This window comes from Escherichia sp. R1, from assembly GCF_003000935.1.
GTDB classification, from domain to species: domain Bacteria; phylum Pseudomonadota; class Gammaproteobacteria; order Enterobacterales; family Enterobacteriaceae; genus Escherichia; species Escherichia coli.
Map to the genome: position 1 here is coordinate 245555 of NZ_PSRU01000002.1, position 21179 is coordinate 266733.

Below are 21179 nucleotides of genomic sequence, written 5' to 3' on the forward strand. Positions count from 1 at the left end.
CCATGCGAAACATGGCCGCCGACAGATTATTTCACTTCTTTAAAACCAGCGGCTTTCATCACCAGTTCCATTTGCGCCATAGTGATACCTTTTTTGGCATCTTCAGCAGAAACGTTGATTCCTGAAATACCCTGCAGGGCTTTAAAATCCACTTTTTCCATATCAATAGTCACGTTTTCCTGCGCGTAGGTATCGGTATAGGTTAATTTTTCTTCAACACCCGCGATGTTTTTGTATTTAGCGCTTAACGGCTCAAGTGTCCTGGCGGCATCTTCTTTGGTGGTTGCACCAATGGAGGCAAATTGAATTTTGGTTTCAGAAGATTGCTTAAGCACCTTGTCACCTTTGTAGACATAGGTAATGGCAATTTCAGTGCCGTTCAGATTGGCGCTGAATTTCTTTGATTCTTCTTTGTCACCGCAGCCAGCAAGAGAGAAAACCAGAACAGATGCAACAACAAGGGAAAACAGCTTATTGAAAGCCTTCATGTAAAACTCCATTTTATTTAATCAAGGAACTGGTGACTCTCACCAGGGGCTATATAGGATATGCCTAATACTGTGGCGTGAGCAGTCCGGAACAGGAGTAGAACTCTTAATAAAAAGCACTATTTCATCCTTGTTGCTGAAGCATGGGGAATAATTGTTCGCAAAGCAAAACACCGTTATTCATTGCTTCTACCCGTGCCTCGCTTTCTGTATTACGAAATTGTCCCAACACATGTGCCAGCCGATAAAAACCCACCGCGGTGAGGTCATTCGCCAGCAACTCTGCCTGACCAATAGCACTCTGTTCCTGATAGCGCCAGCCGTTATGGAGCAGTTGAATAAGTAACGCCTGGCAGCGCATCAGCAACTGATGAGCGGTAGACGGCACAGGCAGAACGCTGGCAGAAGGTAGCGGTGCCACAGGCGCAGTTTCTGCGTCCAGCGCCCAGGCGCGGGTTTTTGTCATCATCACCCGTGGTTCCAGTGTCAATTGCCCCTCTACAAAACTGACAAAGCCAGAAACCAGGCTCACGGGGTCGTCTGTTTGTTGCAAAAGCGCCGCCATGCGTTCAACGGCAAAAGGAGAACAGGCAGATGCCGGAAGGGATAACGTCAGCACATTATCTTCCCCTTCGCCGCTGATTACCTGCGCATCCAGTGTCTGGCGGCTGCTATCCCAACCGAGCGAAATACACTCCGCGACCGGCAGAATAAATAAGTTATCGACCTGGTTGAGTGGTCGTATGCAGGCGGGGGGACGCTGGCGTAAATATTCCCGCAAAGCCACAATGCCCGGCTGGCGCAACGGCGCGCTCAACATTTGCCAGGCGTCTGGCGACAGTGGAACAACGCTACTCAAGCGGTTACGGGTCGCGAACAGCAGCTCGCCATCGGCACTGCGTTTTGCTGCTTGTGAAACAATTTGCCCACCTGCCAGTGCGCCAGCCTGAAAACTAAACAGCCGACGCGTCGCTGCCGGTGAGTTTTCCTGTTCGCTTCTCTGCCAACTACGCGAAAGATGCAAAATACTTCCTGTGTCGGGATCGGTAAACCAGATGCGTAAACCATACTGCTCAATATCCTGCCAGCAACGCATACCTAAAGACACCAGCCGCAGATGATCAAGTTTTGCTTCTCCGGCAATACCAGCGCCAACGACCGTGCGCCACGGCATGGGAGGAACTTCACCGATACTGTCGCGTCGCGCCATCTCTTGTACGCAATTTAATCGACTGTTTAATGCCGCAAGCTGACGTAAGCATTCTCCGGCATGGTAGTGGCTGGCACGGGCGTGGAAGGCATCAACACTGGCGCGCAATTGCCGTAGCGATTCACTCACCCATCGCCAGTTGCAGCGTTCCGCCGCTTGTTGCGCGCGACTGAAAGCGGCCTCGTAATGGATTGGCGGTTGACTTATCCCGCCCAGCCATAATGCCTGGCTTAATTGCTGAACATATTGACGACACGTTTTGCCTTCTTCGCTGGCAAACGGATCATCAGATGATGTGACGTGTTCACTGCGCATCTGCCAGATTAAATGAGTAAATTCCGCTTGCTGAGTTTTGGCCTCGACGAAGGCCTGCACAGCCAGTACCACATGTTCGCAAAGTGTGCCTTCAATGCAATCACAGCGTGCGAAGCGAATGCTGCTGCGGGAATAAAAACGCACATCGCTCATCGGTAATCGGGCAGAGGGAATTTCGCCAGGCGCACAGAACAACTCAATGGTGATGCCTTTAGCGACCAGCGCCTGCGCGCGTTTGCGGGTGGCATCGGGCAAGGTAGCCAGTTCTTTCAGCCAGATTGCCGAATCCCACTCTTCTTCTTTTTTTTCCGTAGGCTGGGCGGTGGCACAAAGTCGTTGATAACTTAACACCAGCATCACGCGATGACGGCACATGCCGCTGGCCCCGCAGGTGCACTGAGCCTCTTTCAGTGCCTGGCCGTTCGCCAGCTGGGTACGGACACCGTCACTGAACGTGGCGATTAAAGCGCCGTTCTCATGACTGATTTCCGGGACGTTGCCATTTTCCAGTTCCTTAAGGCTGCGCTTAACAAAACCGGCATTGCTTAACGCCGTCAGTGCCTGTGGTGTCAGTTCTAATAATTCCGGACGTAGTGAATTCATGACTGAAGATTCTCCGCAAGCCAGGAAGCCAGCTCGCCCGGTGTCATTGCGGCTATTTGTGCGCCGACATTAACCAGCGCCTGGGCCGTATCGTGGTCATAGCAAGGCGTTGCGGTGCTGTCGAGCGCTGCCAGCCCCAGCACTTTGATGCCGCTCTGGACACACTTTTTCACCTGATGCGTCAGCAATGATGATGACCCACCTTCATAAAAATCGCTCACGAGAATAATGACACTTTTTGCAGGTTGTTCAATAAGTTGCCGACCATACTCCACGGCACTGGCGATATTGGTCCCGCCGCCTAATTGCACTTTCATTAATAGCTCTACCGGATCGGCAACGTCGGCGGTGAGATCGACGACACTTGTGTCAAAAGCGACCAGATGGGTACGAATGCCGGGTAACTGCCATAAACAGGCCGCCATCACTGCGGAGTGGATCACCGAGTCCACCATTGATCCGCTTTGATCAACCAGTAGGACCAGTTGCCATTGTTCGCTATGGCGTTTAATGCGGCTGTTAAAGCGGGGGGATTCGATATACAACTTGCCGTGTTGCGGGTGCCAGTGTTGCAGGTTGGCGCGCAGAGTACTTTTGAAATCAAAGTTTCGCGCCAGTGAAATAAATGAGCGGCGACGGCGATCGCGTACTCCAGAAAAAGCCTGACGAACTTCCTTTGCCAGTCGCGCCATAATCTCTTCAACAACCTGGTGCACTATCCGGCGGGCGGCAGCCAGTACTTCGGGATTCATCAGATGTTTGGTGTGCAAAACGGCGCGTAGCAGGCTTTCAGAAGGCTGCATACGTTCCAGCACGTCGAGATTCGTCACCACATCTTCAATGCCGTAGCGCAGCACGGCATCGCTTTCCAGCCGCTCAATCACCTGTTGCGGAAACAGCGTGTGAATGCTGTTGATCCACTCAGGGGTGGTGAGATTTGAACGACCTAATCCACCGTAACGTTCACCACGCTGGAGCCGTTCAGGATCGCGCCCATACAGCCACTCCAGCGCGTGGTCTATCTGCCGGGCGTTGTCATCCAGCCCACAAAGCGTCGTTTCTGCCGCTTCGCCAAGAATTAATCGCCAGCGTTGTAGCTCACGGGTGGTCAGAAGATCGTTCAGTTCAGACATGGAAAACTCCCCAGTGTTGCAGCGATGCCAGTGCCTGCTGTTCGAGTTGTTGATGATGTGCAATGTCTTGTGGTGGACAATGCAACGGCATTTGCAGTGCCGAAACGGGAAGTTGCACCAGTTGATAATGCTCAAGCACCTGATGCGCCAGCGTCCCGCGTTCTCGAGGTGGTAGCCAGGCCATCGCCGCGCGTAAATCGGGCAGGGCATTGATAAAATCGGCATCACTCAGTTGATTTAAATGACTGCTGAAACCGGCGATAAATACCGGCTGACAGGCCAGTTGATGACGGGCTAATGCCAGCAAACCGTGCAGCGCCTCGCCGGATTGTGCCGGGGATAACTGCGCCAGCATCGTCAGCGCCGTTTCGGCACTGGCGTTGGGATGTTCCAGACGCATCAGTGCGCCAAGAGTCGCGCCGCGATCCAGCGCCGGGGCATGAATCGCCTGACTGCGGCGCTCCAGTAAGGCTACTGCCGCAGAAAGCGAAACGCCGGGTAAATTAACGCCGCTATGTAGATCGCGCAGGATATGGCAAAGCGCCTGCCAGCTATGTAGGTGAGTGTGAAACTCCTTTTCATCCGGTCTGCCGTTGGATTCACATAGCCACAGCGTGCGATCGATGGCCGCGCATAATGTCGTTTGTAATATCTGCGCGCCTTGCATACCGCTAATTTCATCCAGCCGCCATAAGGCATATAGCACTTCCAGCGCCTGGCCCATTTCGGCGAATTGATTTTCCTGGGCGATTAATAATGTGAGTTGTTCCAGTAATTGCTGACTGAAAGACGCCAGACCCGCTAACGCTGCCTGGCTAAGACATGTGGTGATACAGCCGATTCCACCCGCGTCCAGCATATCGGCTTCTAATTTATGGCGTGCGGCTTCCTGGAGTGTGGCGCCAAAGCATGCGGCTTCAATCAATGCCGCATGCTGGCTAAGTGGCCGGGTTAATTTCCAGCGTTCTTCACCGTTGCCTGCAAGTGACAGTGTACTTCCCTGCTGGCGCACAACCCCTGGGATCTCCAGTATTGCCAACCGATGTAACACCTGACTTTGCGCCAGTCCATCGGGGGTAAAGCGATTTAAGGTAAGCTCCGCCGGAAGAGAGATTCCGGTACGTTCCAGTTCGCAGGTGACATCTTTTGGCAGAGGCGGTTGTGACGTAGAAGGGGCAAGTTTACCGAATCCGTCACCCGCTAATGTGTCTATCAACGTTACCAGAATCGGATCGGTATCGGGATTAATGACTCCGCGGTAGCTCCACGGCAACGGCGCATTCAGGGCTTCTTTAATCAGCGAACCAGCTATGGCATCCAGCCAGTCAGTGCGTAGAGGTAGTGTATGGCCGCGCAACTGTGCCAGTGCCATAGCATGCAGATGAGCAGCAGCCATATCAGCGGTAGAAGCGGGCAATTTGTGCTGGCGCAAACGGGTAAGAACCGTTTTCAGCAGTTGTTCACCTGCCTGCTGTAAGCCACACTGCCAGCACCAGTTTTGCCAGACCGGGGCAGGCATTCCGGAAAGGTATCCTGCCAGCACATCAAGGCGCTTTTCACTGTAGGGTGTGAGATAACAACCAGTAACGGCATCTGCCAGCGAGGGCAATTCTGGCTTGTTAATTTCCTGCGGGCATTCGCGCCACATTTTTGCCAGTGCAGGAGCGTGCCAGCCGCCGCAGACGACTAACACGTCGCCATTGTTTTGCTGCATCGCCCATGTAATCCAGCGAGCCATAAAGGCTTCGCGCTGACGATTGAGCGCATCTCCGGGGGAATCGCTCCGCAGTTGAGCAAAATAGTGCGCCAGCGTAGAGGGTAATGCAGTTTGCTGGCTTTCATCTTCGAATAAGTGATCCCACAGGGTATCGCTGTTATCCATGCAGGTGGCACGCAGCAGTAAGGTCTGGCTGTCATCTTGCGTATCGGGTGATTCGTCTTCTTCTTCACTCTGCGCCCAGCAAGGCAAATCGATGAAGTAAGTTTGTGCCTGAATACGACGTGCGGCTTGTAGCGCCTGCCACTCCGGCGAAAATTCAGCAAATGGCGTCCAGGCACCACGCCCGGGGGCCGCACCGTCCTGATACTGGCAATAACTGTAAATAGCTACCGGAAGCTGGTGGGCTAAAAACAGTTCGTCCACCCGGTCATTAAAATCAGCCGGGCCTTCAATCAATACGTATCGTGGCCGCTGGCTTTCGATTAACAATTTCACCAGCCGGGCGCAGGCCGGGCTATGATGCCGGATGCCGACAATTAACGGCTCGCTCATGCATCTTTCCTCACGGCAGGCGGTGGCGAGCTTGATAATAAGCCTGCCAGTAAGCTTCTTTATGTGTAGCAACACGTTGTTCGAAGTAACGGCGCAGGCGCGCGCGATCTTCTTCGTAATCTTTGACGATGGTTCCGGCAATACAGTCCACCAGATCGGCTGGCTCACCTGCGCGATTCGCTAAAAACCAGGCGCGGACGCCCACCGCGTGGGCCACGTTCACGGCTTCAGCGGTGGACATAATCGCTGTTAGTGTATCCATTGACGTTTTCTTTTCGCCGTTGGCACGCAGATCGCGAAAGGTGCGCACCAGTAACTCCAGTACCGCGTCAGGCACTTTATGCGGAATGCCGCTATGGGCCAGCAAACGCGCCGAAGCACTGGCGACAAGCTCCAGCTCCTGGGCGAAATCCATAATCGGAAAGACAGTTTCAAAATCGAAACGACGCTTTAGCGCAGCACTCATTTCATTGACGCCGCGATCGCGGGTATTGGCAGTGGCAATAATATTAAAGCCTTCCCGTGCATAGAGCTGGCTGGCTTCACCAGTGAGTTCCGGCACCGTCATTACCCTGTCAGAAAGCATACCTAACAGACAGTCTTGTACTTCCAGCGGTGTACGCGTTATCTCTTCAAAACGGACAATTTTGCCGTCGCGCATTCCCTGGTAAAGCGGGGCAGGGACCAGCGCTTCCGTTGACGGACCATGGTTGATAAGCAGGGCGTAGTTCCAGCCGTACTTGATTTGATCTTCGGTGGTAGATGCGCCGCCCTGGATGGTTAACCCGGCATCGCCGCTAATAGCGGTTGCCAGTAATTCAGACAGGAGCGATTTTGCGGTGCCAGGTTCCCCCACCAACATCAAACCGCGCCCGGTAGCGAGAGTGACTAACATGCGTTCGACAGCGGAGGGACTGATCACGACTTTACGGCTAATATTTTGCGCGCTATCGCCAAGGATAAAAGCGCGGGCCGCAGGCAAACTTAACTGCCAACCGGGCGGGCAAGGTGCGTGATCATTTTGTTTTAATTTTGCCAGTTCATCGGCGTATAACACAGCGGCAGGCGGACGCTGCAGATGATTATTCTGCGGTGACATATATTCATCCCTGAAATGTATTAATGAAATAAACGATATTTTACGCGCAATAAATGTTTGCCGCATTAGTTGTTTGAGCGAAAAATATCTGGAAAGCAGATCACAGTAAATAAAAAAACCTGCTGGTGAGGCAGGTTCTTTTATTTACTACAATGACGCTAACTTGCTGATTGTGCAACATTTCGTACCAACGAATAAATTATAACCATATCCACACTCCATTGCAATTCAGTGAATGAGATTTATAATCCTGCCCGTTGGGAGGTTGTGCCGGATCGGACCAATTTTAAGTCCTGGCTGCTGGACGGGTGGTGCCGCAGGCGGTGCCCTGATCCGGAGAGCAACGTTTCGTACCAACATACGTAAACCAGTATCGACAGGCAGTGTAAGGGTAAGGTGCTGGTGTTGCGCTCCTTAATAAGGAGAGCGGATGGACACGCTGACACAAAAGTTAACCGTGCTCATTGCTGTACTGGAGCTATTAGTGGCTCTGTTACGGTTGATTGATTTGTTGAAGTAACGGGCAAATTGAAACGCATCTAAGGGGGAATACCGTTTCCCCCTTTAATAAAGCTTTACTCGCCATACTTCAAGTTGCATGTGCTGCGACTGCGTTCGTTCACCCCTGTCACTTACTTTAGTAAGCTCCTGGGGATTCACTCGCTTATCGCCTTCCTGCGACTTGAATTATCTAGAGTATATTATTCTATTTCTTGGTTGAATATATTCTGTAGTTCACAATTAAAAATTGCTATTACTGTTTCATGTGATTCACCTCGTAATTTCCGCTCATCAATAAAATCATCTCTTATATAAATCAACGCATCATTTATTAGCGAGTCGGCATCATTAAATGTTGGATGTAGCCGGAATCGTTCCAGTCGATAGACGGAACCTGTAAATAATTCAGAGAATTTATGGATCTCAAGTCTGAAGGAAAACGGATCTTCAGGAGCAGGAATCTCATAATCGTAAATAGCGACCAGCTCTTTTTGTACGATCATCGCTTTTCCCGGAGGTAAGTCGTGTCGATAACGGGCAGTTGCATCACTGCCCGCTGTGTTTTAATGGAAAATAACGTCGGGTGCGCTTAACGCTTCACTCAAATCAAACACATCAAGTTCGGCAAAAGTGACGGATTTATTGTCACGGTAAACCCGAAGAGAATGGAAGCTCATTAGCGCTTTGCTATCAACATTGTAGTGGTTAAAACCGGGTGAAAACTTAAGGACCAGCCGGTACGCACCTAAGTCATAGACAAATGCGTCCTCATAGCCTGACTCCCAGCCTTTGTATCGCATTCCCATAAGTTGCCCAACGGTAGCGGATTTACCTTCCCAGCGAGTCAGGCTGTTACTGGCTGACTCGTCAGGTGTGAGCAGCACCGTGCGCCGCGCCAACTGGCGAAAAGGCGGCATAATTTCGTAATCGGCAAAAAGCTGTGCAAATTCACTGCGCATTTCTGCTGCCATTTCTAACGGGTGGGCAATGCCAATCAGAGCATCGGCAGGCAGGTCAATTGGCTCATCTTGCTCATTGCAGAACTCCCCCTCTGCGGCCACACGAAAGGCGTTGAGTAAACGACGCGGTTCATTTGCCGGATAAACCCCCCATATTAATCGCTGGGTAACCAGGCGGGTAAAGGGATGATTAACAAACAGAGAATGAAAATCTGCAAGCGACCAGCGGCGGGTGATACGTAGGGCTGCTTCAAGACGTGGGAGCAGGTTTTTGCTCACCTGAGTGGCATCTTTTTTTAGCCCTTTTAGTCGGGCCAGTGCCTCGGGCGCTTTCAGTTGATCGTCATCGGCGCGCAACCGGGGAACACTTTTCTGGCGAACGTTTTGTTGATCGTAGATAACCGGGTTGAGGTTTTCATCAAAGCGAACGGTAAACTGCCGGAGACCAAAATCAAAACTCAACGCCTGCGGATCATCAAGGCCCAATGTTGGGACTAATCTGTCCGCTAACTCTTCCTGGCTTAGCCCGCGATTTTCTGCGACCACCTGAAGAAATTCCGCCGCGTTATCACGTAAGGAGCGGGATTTCGCCCGTTGGGATATATGGTGCAGCTGTATCAGCGCCATATCATTATTCATCAGGGTAAGGATGTTCAGTCCACTGACAGCACGGGCAGATTTGCCTTCTTGTGGCCAGGCGAGGATCTGTGTCGTCAGCTCCCGAGCCGTGCTTTCGTCACCAAAGAGACTTAACGCCAGAAATGCCCAGTTGTCTTTTGCGGGGGCACCAGCTTGTTGCCACGCGGTGAAAAGATCCCAGGCAAAAGCTGCCAGCGTTTGCGGCTGGCAAAACGTTTTCAGCTGTTCCAGTCCGCTATAAAAACGTCCGCCCTGGGTAAAGCGCAGCATTTCGCCGATAATTTCCAGAGCGTCATCGGTAACAGGCTGATTATTCTTGATAAGGCGCGGTCTGGACCACATTGCCGGATGCCAGAAATCAGGAGCTTTTGGAATACGTGCCGGGTAAATTTCTATTGGACCCAGTTTAAGTAATTGCTCCAGGGCAGGCCATACATCAGTACGCTGCCAGCGGTTTGCCACGGTTTGCAGTAATTCGCCATGCCCTTGTTCATACAGTAAACGCAGGGCAAGTAATGCAGCTTCGCTATTATCGCTGGGTTTTGTAAAGACAAGAGGGATAAGTGCAGTAGCCGTATGTTCCGGCCATTGTAAAATCCACTGGCGAGCCAGATCACGCTGCGCCGCGAAACGTCGCCAGACGCGGGCAACGGGCAGGGCCAGTTCTGTTGCGCCGAAATTTAAAATTAACGGAAATGTTTCTTTTGGATGATGTGAAAAAGCCAATAACAGGCCAGGTAATGTATCCAACCCGAGGATACTGAGAAAATAGTCCTCACCCGCGAACAGATGCTTTTTCTCATTGATACGCAGCCAGAAAGTCAAAGCCATCTCACGCGGCAACTGTGCCAATAAATACAGGTTCCAGACACTCTTTTCCGGACGATAACGTGAGTAGTTGTCATTTTCCCATATGTTAATTAACGCTTCTACGTGACCGCTGCGAAGCGCCTGTTCTGCTAATTGTGCTTCCGGGGAGTTCCAGCCATGCAGGATCTCTTCAACTCGCCCCTGGTAGTAATGCCACTGAACAATGAGTGAATTGCGTGCAGCATCCAGTTTTCCGGGGAGTATATAATTCAAAAACAGCCATACATCATCCCCAAAACCCAGTTCCTGTAGTACAACTCGACCACTTTTTCGTTCCATGCGTTCCGTAAAAGATCCCGTGCTGAAATAACGGGCAGACTCTGTGGCGGCAAGTCTCTCTCGTTCGCCTAGTTGCCAGTAAACTTGCGGAGTTAATTCGAGCGATGCCAAATCAAGACGTGGAGCTGTCATTTTTTTCTTACTACGCCACGGTGGTGAAACGAGGATTTCAGGCAGACAGCTATTATCGGTGCTATCAATAACCTGTTTTAGCGGTGCCGATAAATAACTATTCACCACTGCCTGGGCTTGTGTACTTAAGCACGGCATCACCTCTTCTGCCAGTTGTGGCTGCGATGCCATCAGCGTTTGTAACAGCGTATGCCAGTATTCATCACGTGCTTTTTGCTGTGCAGGCAGCTTTTGGTCTTCGATGATGGGATAACCAGGGCGCGCAGGGGGGGCTTTTAACGCCAGCAGTTCTGCCAGTGCGGCGAGCGTCGCATGGGGGAAGTTTTTACTGTATTTAGCCACACGTTGCAGGCTGGGTTTGTTTTTATCAGCCACCAGTAGCAAGGTGCGGATGACTTGCGGATGGTTAATTTGTACCAGCAGACTGCCGCAATCTTCTTTATGTGCATACATCGCGAGGCGCGGAACGGCTGCCAGTCCTTGTTCGCGCAAAAGGGCAGCGCAGGCCGTGTAACCGAAGTGGTTTTCATGCGACATGTAGCTGGCTTCTCGATCGCTAAATATATCCTGGCTCCAGTAACGTGCGAGTTCTTTCACCGCCTTAGAGTCATCAGCAACAACTTTTAACCACTCTTTTGAGCGAAAATGAGTTTGCGAACATTCAAGGCTTACCAGCTCGTTGGCGATTTCGGGTTTTTCCGGGAGGTTCAGCGCAATAAAAGGGCGGCGAACTTTGGTTATTCCTGGCAGTGCGGCAATGAGTTTGTCGGCGCAACGCTGCCAGCAGCTTTCCTCTGCCAGAGAGAGATGCTTACGCAATCGGAGATCGAATTCGTTATAGGTTTCTGAGCGATAACCATAGCCATAGTCCTCGTTCTGATATTGCAATGTTACTACCAGAGGATCACTCTCATAACACCGTACAATAAACTGGCGTGCAATCACCACCTCAGTTGCATATTCCAGCCCCTCTTGTTGGACGATTTCGTCGAGCAACTGTTGGCTATCATTTTGCGCGATACAGGCTAGCGTCGCCATTGTCCGGGCCGTGATTGAGGGTTTGTGTTCGCCGATCAAGTTGATGGCCTGCGTGATGGCGGACTGCCACTCCAGTGAAAAGTTTTCATAACGCCAGACAATGTTTTTTTTCTTCTCTGCTTTTTGTAGCAATTCATCACCCAGTGTCTGAATGATGTTTTCAGTGATAACAGGTACCGGTTCGCCTGGCCAATTGCGATGGCTGAGTGGTGTTTTGCCTTTTTTATATTTAAGTTCCAGTTGGGCGTTATCCGCCAGCCACGGTAATTCCTTGTCCATGCTCTTTCCTTATTCAAACAGGGCTTCAATATCGTTAATTAGCTCGCTGGCGGTGATGGTATCGAGTACGGAGAACTGCGCTTCCTGTGTTGAATTACTCCCCCAGCCATAGCTTTCTGCTTTGCCTTCCCATAGCCACAGCTTGCTTAAGATTTGCTCGGCACTCAGTTCGGCTGGCGACATGCCTACCGCAAAACCTTCATCGATTTCCATGATTAACGACCAGCGGCCCAGGGGGTTGATCATCCAGCCGATCCAGCCAGCATCCTGCGGGGTGCCCTTTATCCAGCCTTTATTCGCCAGCCCCATTACCCGACCACTCGGGCATTTTCTGCCTGTCCAGCGTGTCAGTTCGCTGGCGTTGCGCTCGGCTTCTGTCAGCGCGTAACTGTTACGATCAAGCTGGCGGAATGGTGGTAACAGTTCGTAGTCGGCAAAAAGCTGCCCGAAGGCGGCAGCATCCGTCGGTGATATTTCCAGAACGTGAGGAATACCAATAGAGATATCGCCTTCCGGCAGGGTGAAAAGATCATCGTCAGCGGTGCTGTAGCTGTTATCTTCCGCTACGCGAAAGCAAGCCAGTAGCTGGTTTTCGGCGCTATAAACGCCCCAAATCAGACGGCGGGTTAAGTGGCGGACCAGCGGATGCTCAACCAGGAAGAGCTGAAAGTTTTCCGGTGACCAGCGGCGACGCAGGCACATGGCGGATTCCAGCCTTGCTACCTGCTGGGCGGCGACGGTACGCGCATCTTTTTTCAGCAATTTGTAGCGGTTAACCGCATCGTTCGCCTGTGATTCATCATCGCTTTTGTTTGGTTTGGGCAGGTCTTTCAGACGACAGCCGGAAGCGTCACGCACAAACGGTTTTAAGGTTTCATCAAAGCTGACGGTGAACTGGCGTGGGCCGAAATCCAGCAGCAACGAACCGTTATCATCCAGACCGAGATCCGGTGCTAACCGATCTTCAAGCTCCGCTACCGTGAGTTCGCGGTTCTCGGCAATGTTGGCAATTTTTTCTTTCGCCCGCTCCTGTAATGCTTTGAATTTCAGTTTCTGGGCGATGCCGTTAAGCTGCATCAGGGCGATATCACTACCGATAGCAGCGAGAATATCCAACCCGACGGTGGCGCGTTTATGCTGGGATTCACCAGGCCAGGCGCGAATCAAAGGCGTCAGTTTGCGGGCGGTGTCATCGTTACCGAGAACGCCTAACGCAGTGAACGCCCAACTCTCTTTCGACGGCGCGCCAGCGGTCTGCCAGGCGGTAAACAGATCCCAGGCAAATTCAGCCAGTGAGTCGGTGGTACAGGCATCTTTCACCTGCAATAATCCCGGATACAGTGCCTCTTCCTGAGGGAAGCGGAGCATTTCACCGAGGTGGAGGAGTGCGCTATCAGGCAGTGATTGGGCGTTTGCTTTTAATAACGGGCGCGTCCAGAGCGATGGCTGATAAAAGGTCGGAAGAGTGGGGATTTTTGTCGGGTGATTATCTAAGGGATCGAGCGCAAGTAGAGCGTTCACCGCATCGGTTACTTCCGGCTGGTTATAACGCCGGGCGATTTCTTGCAGCAATGGCTGATGACCGTTTTCGGTAAGCATACGCAAGGCAGCACGGGCGTTGTCCTGTGCTTCACTGGCTTTGCCGAGCGCTGCAGGCAGCAGGCCGGTAATGGCGTGTTCCGGATATTTCAGCAGCCAGCTACTGGCGTCTTGTCGTAATGTTTTGAGTTTGTTGAAGGCGCGGGCGACGGCAGGAGCCAGTTCCGTTGCGGCAAAATAATTAGCAACCGCAAAACCTTCTTGAGGGTAGCGTGAAAACGAGTGTAGAAAACCACTCATACCTGCCAGTCGCAAATAAAGCATGACTGGTTTTATCGCGGTATGCGGCTCTTTGCTGAGAAATTCCCATAGCTTAATCGCTTTTTGCATAGGTAAAAAGGGAAGTGAGTTGAGATGCCACTCCCCCTGATACGGTGCATGGTGGGCTTTAAACATTTGGATGAGTGTAGCGAAGTCCTCACGTTCCCATGCGTCAATTGCCGAGTCAGAAGCGCCGATATATTTATATGTGTCAAAATCCCAGCGGCGATACCCCAGCGAGTAAAGGAAATTTTTAGCACCTTCACTTGGCTTATGCGGTTCCCAGTCCCAATGAGTTTGAAACTCTTTAGCTTCTGTGTCGGTTATTGTGCATATGGATTCGAGGTTGAGCGGTGCTAAATCCAGCACCGGAATCGGCGATTTTTTCTTTTTCGAAAGCCATGGTGGGGAGACTACTATGGCCGGCAGTAGATCGGCGCTGGCATGGTTTGAGGGCTGTGTCAGTTGTTGCTGACATGATTTCAGCACTGCAACTGCGGGTGTCGAAAGCCAGGGAATGACCTGTTCTGCTAGTGTCGGATGCGAGATAAGCATCGTCATTAGCATAATGCGCCAACTATTCTCTTCTTTTTGCACTAGAAGTTCCGCCAGTGCTGCCAGTGCTGCGTGTGGGAACGCAGCGCAGGCTTTCGTCATTCGATCGTGACAGCGTTTAGTATGCCCGGCTACACGTATAAGCAGTGTTAATGCGAACGGATGATTGATATGACGCAACACATCGGCGCAGTAGTCACTTGCGGCATAGGGAGCAAATCGGGGCAGGGCTGTAACACCTTGCTCCTGTAATACGGTGGCTGACCATATCGCACCACAATAGTAATCATCAAAAATGGCATATGGCTCGTGATATTTTTCTAATGAGGCAAGAATGTGCTCATCAGTCGCCACTATTTTTAGCCACTCAAGCGAGGGTAATTTCTTTTGCCCCAGTAGACGCTGGGAAATTTCATGTGCAATTTCTGGTTTTTCGGGTAATAACAAAGCAATTAATGGTTGCCGCCATTCTGGAATATGTGGAATTGCGGCAATAAGTTTTTGTGCACATTTTTGCCAGAGAGACTCTTCCGCCAGTGATAAATGTTTACGTAGGCGTAATTCAAAGCTGGAATATTGCTGCAAGTAATCAGGTGAAATGCCAGACGACAGGAAAACAATATTATTGTTGACATAATCCCATTCAATAGATATTTGTTGAAGATGTATTATTACATCAGTAGCATATTCCAGACCGCCTTCCTGAATAATCTGATCCATAACATCCTCACGCTCTTTATATCTTGTGCATTTCATTTCAAGTGCCGTGAGTACAGCCATTACGGGTGATGGTAGCTGTGTTGTTTTCAGGCCGTCGATCTGACTGATCGCCTGTGCGACGGTGTTTTGCCATTCTAAAGAACAGGCGCTGAAGTCAAATGTGGCTGTTTTATTATCCCGTTGCGATACACTACAGGCTAAGCGACGTAATTGGGTCAATTTGTCTGCTTGCTGAACAGGAGCTCCGGGAAAGCGGCGATGACTTAACGTGGTGTGTACAACTTCGGGCGGAAAAACGACAGCAATATCTTTCGCCAGCCATGGTAAAACAGCATCTGTATTTTTGTCAGCCGCACGGGTTTCTGCTACGAAAGAGGGTTGTTCCTGAATAATGGTGGATAAGTCCGCTACCTTGAGAGAGTCCGTTACCGTTTGGGAAGGTTGCAAAGAATTATCCTTCGCTTGCTCCACATATCCCTTCTTCACCTTCTCCGCAATCAGCTTCAGTTCCGCTTTTTCCGCCGCCGCAGCATCAGCAAAGCTTTTTACCTGGTTTTGCCCGTTAGTGCCGACTTTGCCCCAACTGATATGTAACTCGTTGCCTTGCTGCTCCACCGCCCAGAATTTATGTGATTTTTCGTCCTGATAGATAAAGTGTCTCATTCTGCATCCCTGTAATTTTATCCAGTTGAATGCAGATGCTACCAGTATTTATGCGGGTTAGAGAGAGACAAAATCGCAAGAGAACAACTTTAGGAATTTATAAAGAAAAGGCGCTGTCGATGCAGCGCCTTGAAGGGGGATTATTTCACCTGATGACCCGGTTTAGCACCGGCATCCGGGCTTAGCAGGAAGATATCTTTCCCGCCAGGACCAGCAGCCATTACCATGCCTTCGGAGATACCGAAGCGCATTTTACGTGGTGCCAGGTTAGCCACCATAATGGTGTGACGACCAATTAGTGCTTGCGGATCCGGGTAAGCAGAACGAATGCCGGAGAAGACATTGCGTTTTTCACCGCCGAGATCCAGCGTCAGGCGCAGCAGTTTGTCAGAACCTTCTACAAACTCTGCGTTTTCAATCAACGCCACGCGCAGGTCAACTTTGGCGAAGTCGTCAAAGGTGATGGTTTCCTGAATCGGATCATCTGCCAGTGGGCCAGTTACTGGCGCGGCAGCGGCTTTTACTTCCTCTTTTGATGCTTCCACGAGTGCTTCAACCTGTTTCATATCGATGCGGTTATACAGAGCCTTGAATGGATTCACTTTATGGCCCAACAGCGGTTGCTGGATACCATCCCAGGTCAGTTCTGTATTGAGGAATGCTTCTGCGCGCTCGGTCAGTTTCGGCAGTACCGGTTTCAGGTAAGTCATCAGCACGCGGAACAGGTTGATGCCCATCGAGCAAATTGCCTGCAGGTCGGCATCGCGGCCTTCCTGTTTCGCCACCACCCACGGAGCCTGTTCATCGACATAGCGGTTAGCCAGGTCAGCCAGCGCCATGATTTCACGGATAGCTTTACCAAATTCGCGGCTTTCCCACGCTTCACCAATCACTTCAGCGGCATCAGTGAAGGTTTTGTACAACTGCGGGTCAGCCAGCTCGCTTGCCAGCACACCGTCAAAACGCTTATTGATAAAGCCAGCGTTACGGGACGCCAGGTTAACCACTTTGTTCACGATATCGGCATTCACGCGCTGAACGAAATCTTCCAGGTTGAGATCGATATCATCAATGCGCGAAGACAGTTTGGCGGTGTAGTAGTAGCGCAGGCTGTCGGCGTCAAAATGATTCAGCCAGGTGCTGGCTTTAATAAAGGTGCCGCGAGACTTGGACATTTTCGCGCCGTTCACCGTCACATAGCCGTGAACAAACAGGTTGGTCGGCTTGCGGAAGTTGCTGCCTTCCAGCATGGCAGGCCAGAACAGGCTGTGGAAGTAAACGATATCTTTACCGATGAAGTGATACAGCTCGGCAGTGGAATCTTTCTTCCAGTATTTATCGAAGCTTACGCTGTCGCCGCGCTTGTCACACAGATTCTTGAAAGAGCCCATATAGCCAATCGGTGCGTCCAGCCAGACATAGAAATATTTGCCTGGCGCGTTCGGAATTTCAAAACCGAAATAAGGCGCGTCGCGGGAGATATCCCACTGTTGCAGGCCAGATTCAAACCACTCCTGCATTTTATTTGCCACCTGCTCCTGCAACGCACCGCTGCGGGTCCATGCCTGCAGCATTTCGCTGAAAGAGGGCAGATCAAAGAAGAAGTGTTCAGAATCACGCATTACCGGGGTAGCACCAGAAACCACCGATTTCGGCTCGATCAGTTCAGTCGGGCTGTAGGTCGCGCCGCAGACTTCGCAGTTATCGCCGTATTGATCCGGGGATTTACATTTCGGGCAGGTGCCTTTTACAAAACGGTCCGGCAGGAACATGCCTTTTTCCGGATCGTACAGCTGAGAGATGGTGCGGTTTTTAATAAAACCGTTTTCTTTCAGACGAGAGTAGATAAGTTCTGACAACTGGCGATTCTCTTCGCTGTGCGTCGAGTGATAGTTGTCATAGCTGATGTTAAAGCCTGCGAAATCAGTCTGATGTTCCTGACTCATTTCGCCAATCATCTGCTCCGGGGTGATACCAAGCTGCTGAGCTTTAAGCATGATCGGCGTGCCGTGGGCATCGTCGGCGCAGATGAAGTTGACCTCGTGGCCGCGCATTCGCTGGTAACGGACCCAGACATCAGCCTGGATGTGCTCCAGCATATGGCCGAGGTGGATTGAGCCGTTAGCGTACGGCAGTGCGCACGTCACCAGAATTTTCTTCGCGACTTGAGTCATAGTAGGCATTACTTCTTAATAGTGAAAAGGGCTTAGATAGTACCAAATGGGAAAATGTTAAGTAAGTACTTCTCTATATTCTTCAGGTAAACTATCAGCTGATGGTTTATCTATACAAAAAAGGAGTCGGGATGAACGAACAATCCCAGGCCAAATCACCAGAAGCCTTGCGCGCAATGGTCGCCGGGACACTGGCCAATTTTCAGCACCCAACCCTGAAGCATAACCTCACAACGCTGAAAGCGTTGCACCATGTCGCCTGGATGGACGACACGCTGCATGTGGAACTGGTTATGCCATTCGTCTGGCATAGCGCGTTCGAAGAGTTAAAAGAGCAATGTAGCGCCGAACTGCTGCGCATCACCGGAGCGAAAGCTATCGACTGGAAACTGTCGCATAACATAGCCACTCTGAAACGCGTGAAGAATCAGCCGGGAATTAACGGCGTGAAGAACATTATCGCGGTCAGTTCCGGTAAAGGTGGCGTGGGTAAATCCTCCACGGCGGTAAACCTGGCGTTGGCACTGGCGGCGGAAGGGGCGAAAGTCGGCATTCTGGACGCCGATATCTACGGCCCATCAATCCCTACCATGCTGGGCGCAGAAAATCAGCGTCCAACTTCGCCGGACGGTACCCATATGGCACCGATTATGTCTCATGGCCTGGCAACTAATTCAATTGGTTATCTGGTGACAGACGACAATGCGATGGTGTGGCGTGGCCCAATGGCGAGCAAGGCGTTAATGCAAATGTTGCAGGAAACCTTGTGGCCGGATCTCGACTATCTGGTGCTTGATATGCCGCCAGGTACCGGTGACATTCAATTGACACTGGCACAAAACATTCCAGTAACCGGTGCAGTCGTGGTCACCACCCCGCAGGACATCGCGTTGATCGATGCGAAAAAAGGCATTGTGATGTTCGAGAAAGTCGAAGTTCCGGTGCTCGGTATTGTAGAGAATATGAGTGTGCATATTTGCAGTAACTGTGGTCACCATGAGCCGATTTTCGGTACCGGTGGTGCAGAGAAACTGGCCGAGAAATACCACACACAGCTGCTGGGGCAGATGCCGTTACACATCTCCTTACGTGAGGATCTCGATAAAGGCACGCCAACGGTTATCAGCCGTCCTGATAGCGAATTTACCGCTATCTACCGCCAGTTGGCTGACCGCGTTGCAGCTCAGCTCTACTGGCAGGGTGAAGTCATTCCAGGCGAGATTTCCTTCCGCGCGGTCTAACGCGTATTAACCATTCTGATTATTCTTCATACACCGCAGAGATGTTACATTGATGCGGTGTATTTGTTTTTGCCGCATTAATGAACACTTATTTAATGCTGCGAATATTCTGCGGACCTTCGTCCGAAACTCTACAAAGTCGATTGATCGTACCGGCGATGCTTCATTATCATCCTTCGTGGCTGTGTAGTGGATGTACAGCTATAGTTTGTTATGCACTCATTCTTTCCAGGCATAACCTTTACTACAGGGATAACGTTCAATGAATAAGTACTGGCTGTCAGGAATTATTTTTCTTGCCTATGGATTGGCTTCTCCCGCGTTCTCTTCAGAAACTGCCACATTAACGATTAATGGTAGGATCAGTCCCCCAACATGCAGTATGGCTATGGTTAATGGTCAACCTCAACAGCATTGTGGTCAGTTAACGTATAATGTTGATACCCGTCATCAGGTTTCTTCGCCAGTTAAAGGTGTAACGACGGAAGTGATTGCTGCAGATAGCGATAGCAAACGTCGAATCGTGTTAAATCGCTACGATTAATTTGCCACCCTGGTTTTAATCGGATTTAGAAAGCTTAAATCATTTACATGAATGATTTAAGCTTTTTTATTGATATTAATAATACCATTTATAGAAATCCACATTAATTAATAGATTTGATAAATATTTAATGTGCTTAAGTATTTGTTGTGTTTATATTGCAATAGTTAATTTGCTTTAAATCAATAAAACAATGTGTTTACATTGCGGCAACTTTTTTGGTGTGAGAAATTTGTTTCCAAGAGATACAGACTCTTAACAACCAAAAATAGATTTTATTAAGGAGCATATTATGAAACGTTCAATTATTGCTGCCGCTGTTTTTTCTTCTTTTTTTATGAGCGCTGGGGTATTTGCCGCAGACGTTGATACCGGAACATTAACCATTAAAGGGAATATTGCAGAATCTCCGTGTAAATTCGAAGCAGGTGGCGATTCAGTAAGTATTAATATGCCAACTGTACCAACTACGGTCTTTGAAGGTAAAGCTAAATACTCGACCTATGATGGTGCAGTCGGTGTAACCAGCAGCATGTTAAAAATTAGCTGTCCGAAAGAAGTTGCTGGTGTAAAACTCTCGTTGATTACCAACGATAAAATAACCGGAAACGATAAGGCGATAGCCAGTAGCAACGATACCGTGGGTTATTATCTCTATTTAGGTGATAACAGCGATGTCCTGGATGTTTCTGCACCTTTCAACATCGAGAGTTATAAAACAGCGGACGGTCAATATGCCATTCCGTTTAAAGCAAAATACCTGAAACTGACAGATAACTCAGTGAATTCAGGTGATGTGTTATCTTCCCTGATTATGCGTGTGGCGCAGGATTAATAAATAAAATTGCAAGATTCTTCAGGTAATTAACATGGCCGCTATCTCCATGGCGGCCTTTTAATTTAAGAGGCATTAAGATGAAAGGATTATTAGCTTTACTCATTTCTTCTATGGTCCTTCCTGCACATGCCGGTATTGTTATCTACGGGACGCGTATTATTTACCCGGCAGAGCACAAAGAAGTGATGGTGCAGTTGATGAACCAGGGAAACCGTTCTTCGCTGATGCAGGCGTGGATTGATGATGGCGATACGTCATTACCACCAGAAAAAATTCAGGTTCCTTTCATGTTAACGCCACCAGTGGCAAAAATAGGGGCAAATTCCGGGCAGCAAGTAAAAATTAAAATTATGCCGAATAAACTACCCACTAATAAAGAGAGTATTTTTTATCTGAATGTTCTGGATATTCCACCAAATAGTCCAGAACAAGAAGGTAAGAATGCACTGAAGTTTGCGATGCAAAACAGAATTAAGTTGTTTTACCGGCCAGCGGGTATTGCTCCGGTAAATAAAGTGACCTTTAAAAAGTTACTGGTAAATCGCAGTGGCAATGGATTGGTGATAAAAAATGACTCAGCTAATTGGGTGACGATTTCGGATGTCAAAGCTAATAATGTCAAAGTCAATTATGAAACTATTATGATTGCCCCCTTAGAAAGTCAGAGTGTTAATGTCAAAAGTAATAATGCAAATAACTGGCATCTGACCATTATCGATGACCATGGCAATTATATTAGTGACAAAATTTAATTGCAGGAGCTGCCT

13 protein-coding genes are annotated in these 21179 nt (G+C 49.9%); 4 read left to right on the plus strand and 9 right to left on the minus strand.

The annotated features are described in order from the left end of the window. Positions 1–26 precede the first annotated feature (26 nt). The 9 genes from C4F37_RS03955 to metG form a co-directional block, all read right to left on the minus strand. Positions 27–488 (minus strand): YehR family lipoprotein, encoded by a 462-nt coding sequence (locus C4F37_RS03955; protein ID WP_001296231.1) that lies wholly within the window; start codon positions 486–488, stop codon positions 27–29. A gap of 124 nt (positions 489–612) precedes the next feature. Further along, on the minus strand, positions 613–2616 hold the full coding sequence (locus C4F37_RS03960) for an SWIM zinc finger family protein (protein WP_001538974.1): 2004 nt from the start codon (positions 2614–2616) through the stop codon (positions 613–615). Further along, a complete protein-coding gene (locus C4F37_RS03965) occupies positions 2613–3749 on the minus strand; it encodes a vWA domain-containing protein (protein WP_001538973.1) in 1137 nt (378 codons plus the stop codon). The genes C4F37_RS03960 and C4F37_RS03965 overlap by 4 nt, the downstream gene beginning before the upstream one ends. Continuing rightward, positions 3742–6021 carry a DUF5682 family protein gene (locus C4F37_RS03970; protein ID WP_001557089.1) on the minus strand — a complete coding sequence of 760 codons (2280 nt, stop codon included), beginning with the start codon at positions 6019–6021 and terminating at the stop codon, positions 3742–3744. The genes C4F37_RS03965 and C4F37_RS03970 overlap by 8 nt, the downstream gene beginning before the upstream one ends. 10 nt (positions 6022–6031) lie before the next feature. Then, complete coding sequence (locus C4F37_RS03975; protein WP_001773996.1) at positions 6032–7120, minus strand: ATP-binding protein; 1089 nt, start codon at positions 7118–7120, stop codon at positions 6032–6034. A gap of 701 nt (positions 7121–7821) precedes the next feature. After that, positions 7822–8124, minus strand: a complete 303-nt coding sequence (locus C4F37_RS03980) for a hypothetical protein (protein WP_001538970.1) — start codon at positions 8122–8124, stop codon at positions 7822–7824. A gap of 60 nt (positions 8125–8184) precedes the next feature. Then, complete coding sequence (yehI, locus tag C4F37_RS03985) at positions 8185–11817, minus strand: DUF4132 domain-containing protein YehI (protein WP_001557088.1); 3633 nt, start codon at positions 11815–11817, stop codon at positions 8185–8187. A gap of 9 nt (positions 11818–11826) precedes the next feature. Further along, positions 11827–15615, minus strand: coding sequence for a DUF4132 domain-containing protein (locus C4F37_RS03990; protein WP_001538966.1), 3789 nt, complete (start codon positions 15613–15615; stop codon positions 11827–11829). A gap of 140 nt (positions 15616–15755) precedes the next feature. Beyond that, positions 15756–17789 (minus strand): methionine--tRNA ligase, encoded by a 2034-nt coding sequence (metG, locus tag C4F37_RS03995; RefSeq protein ID WP_001538964.1) that lies wholly within the window; start codon positions 17787–17789, stop codon positions 15756–15758. Between the two features lie 131 nt (positions 17790–17920). Here metG and apbC point away from each other — a divergent pair, with 131 nt between their 5' ends. The 4 genes from apbC to C4F37_RS04020 all read left to right on the plus strand — a co-directional run bounded on the left by apbC (position 17921) and on the right by C4F37_RS04020 (position 21164). Then, positions 17921–19030 (plus strand): iron-sulfur cluster carrier protein ApbC, encoded by a 1110-nt coding sequence (gene apbC, locus C4F37_RS04000; protein ID WP_001538963.1) that lies wholly within the window; start codon positions 17921–17923, stop codon positions 19028–19030. Positions 19031–19292: 262 nt separating this feature from the next. Further along, positions 19293–19574 (plus strand): YehE family protein, encoded by a 282-nt coding sequence (locus tag C4F37_RS04005; RefSeq protein WP_001046487.1) that lies wholly within the window; start codon positions 19293–19295, stop codon positions 19572–19574. A 292-nt stretch (positions 19575–19866) separates the two neighbouring features. Next, positions 19867–20409, plus strand: coding sequence for a fimbrial protein (locus C4F37_RS04015; protein WP_000830479.1), 543 nt, complete (start codon positions 19867–19869; stop codon positions 20407–20409). An 80-nt stretch (positions 20410–20489) separates the two neighbouring features. Further along, on the plus strand, positions 20490–21164 hold the full coding sequence (locus tag C4F37_RS04020; RefSeq protein ID WP_000677332.1) for a fimbria/pilus periplasmic chaperone: 675 nt from the start codon (positions 20490–20492) through the stop codon (positions 21162–21164). Positions 21165–21179: the final 15 nt, after the last annotated feature.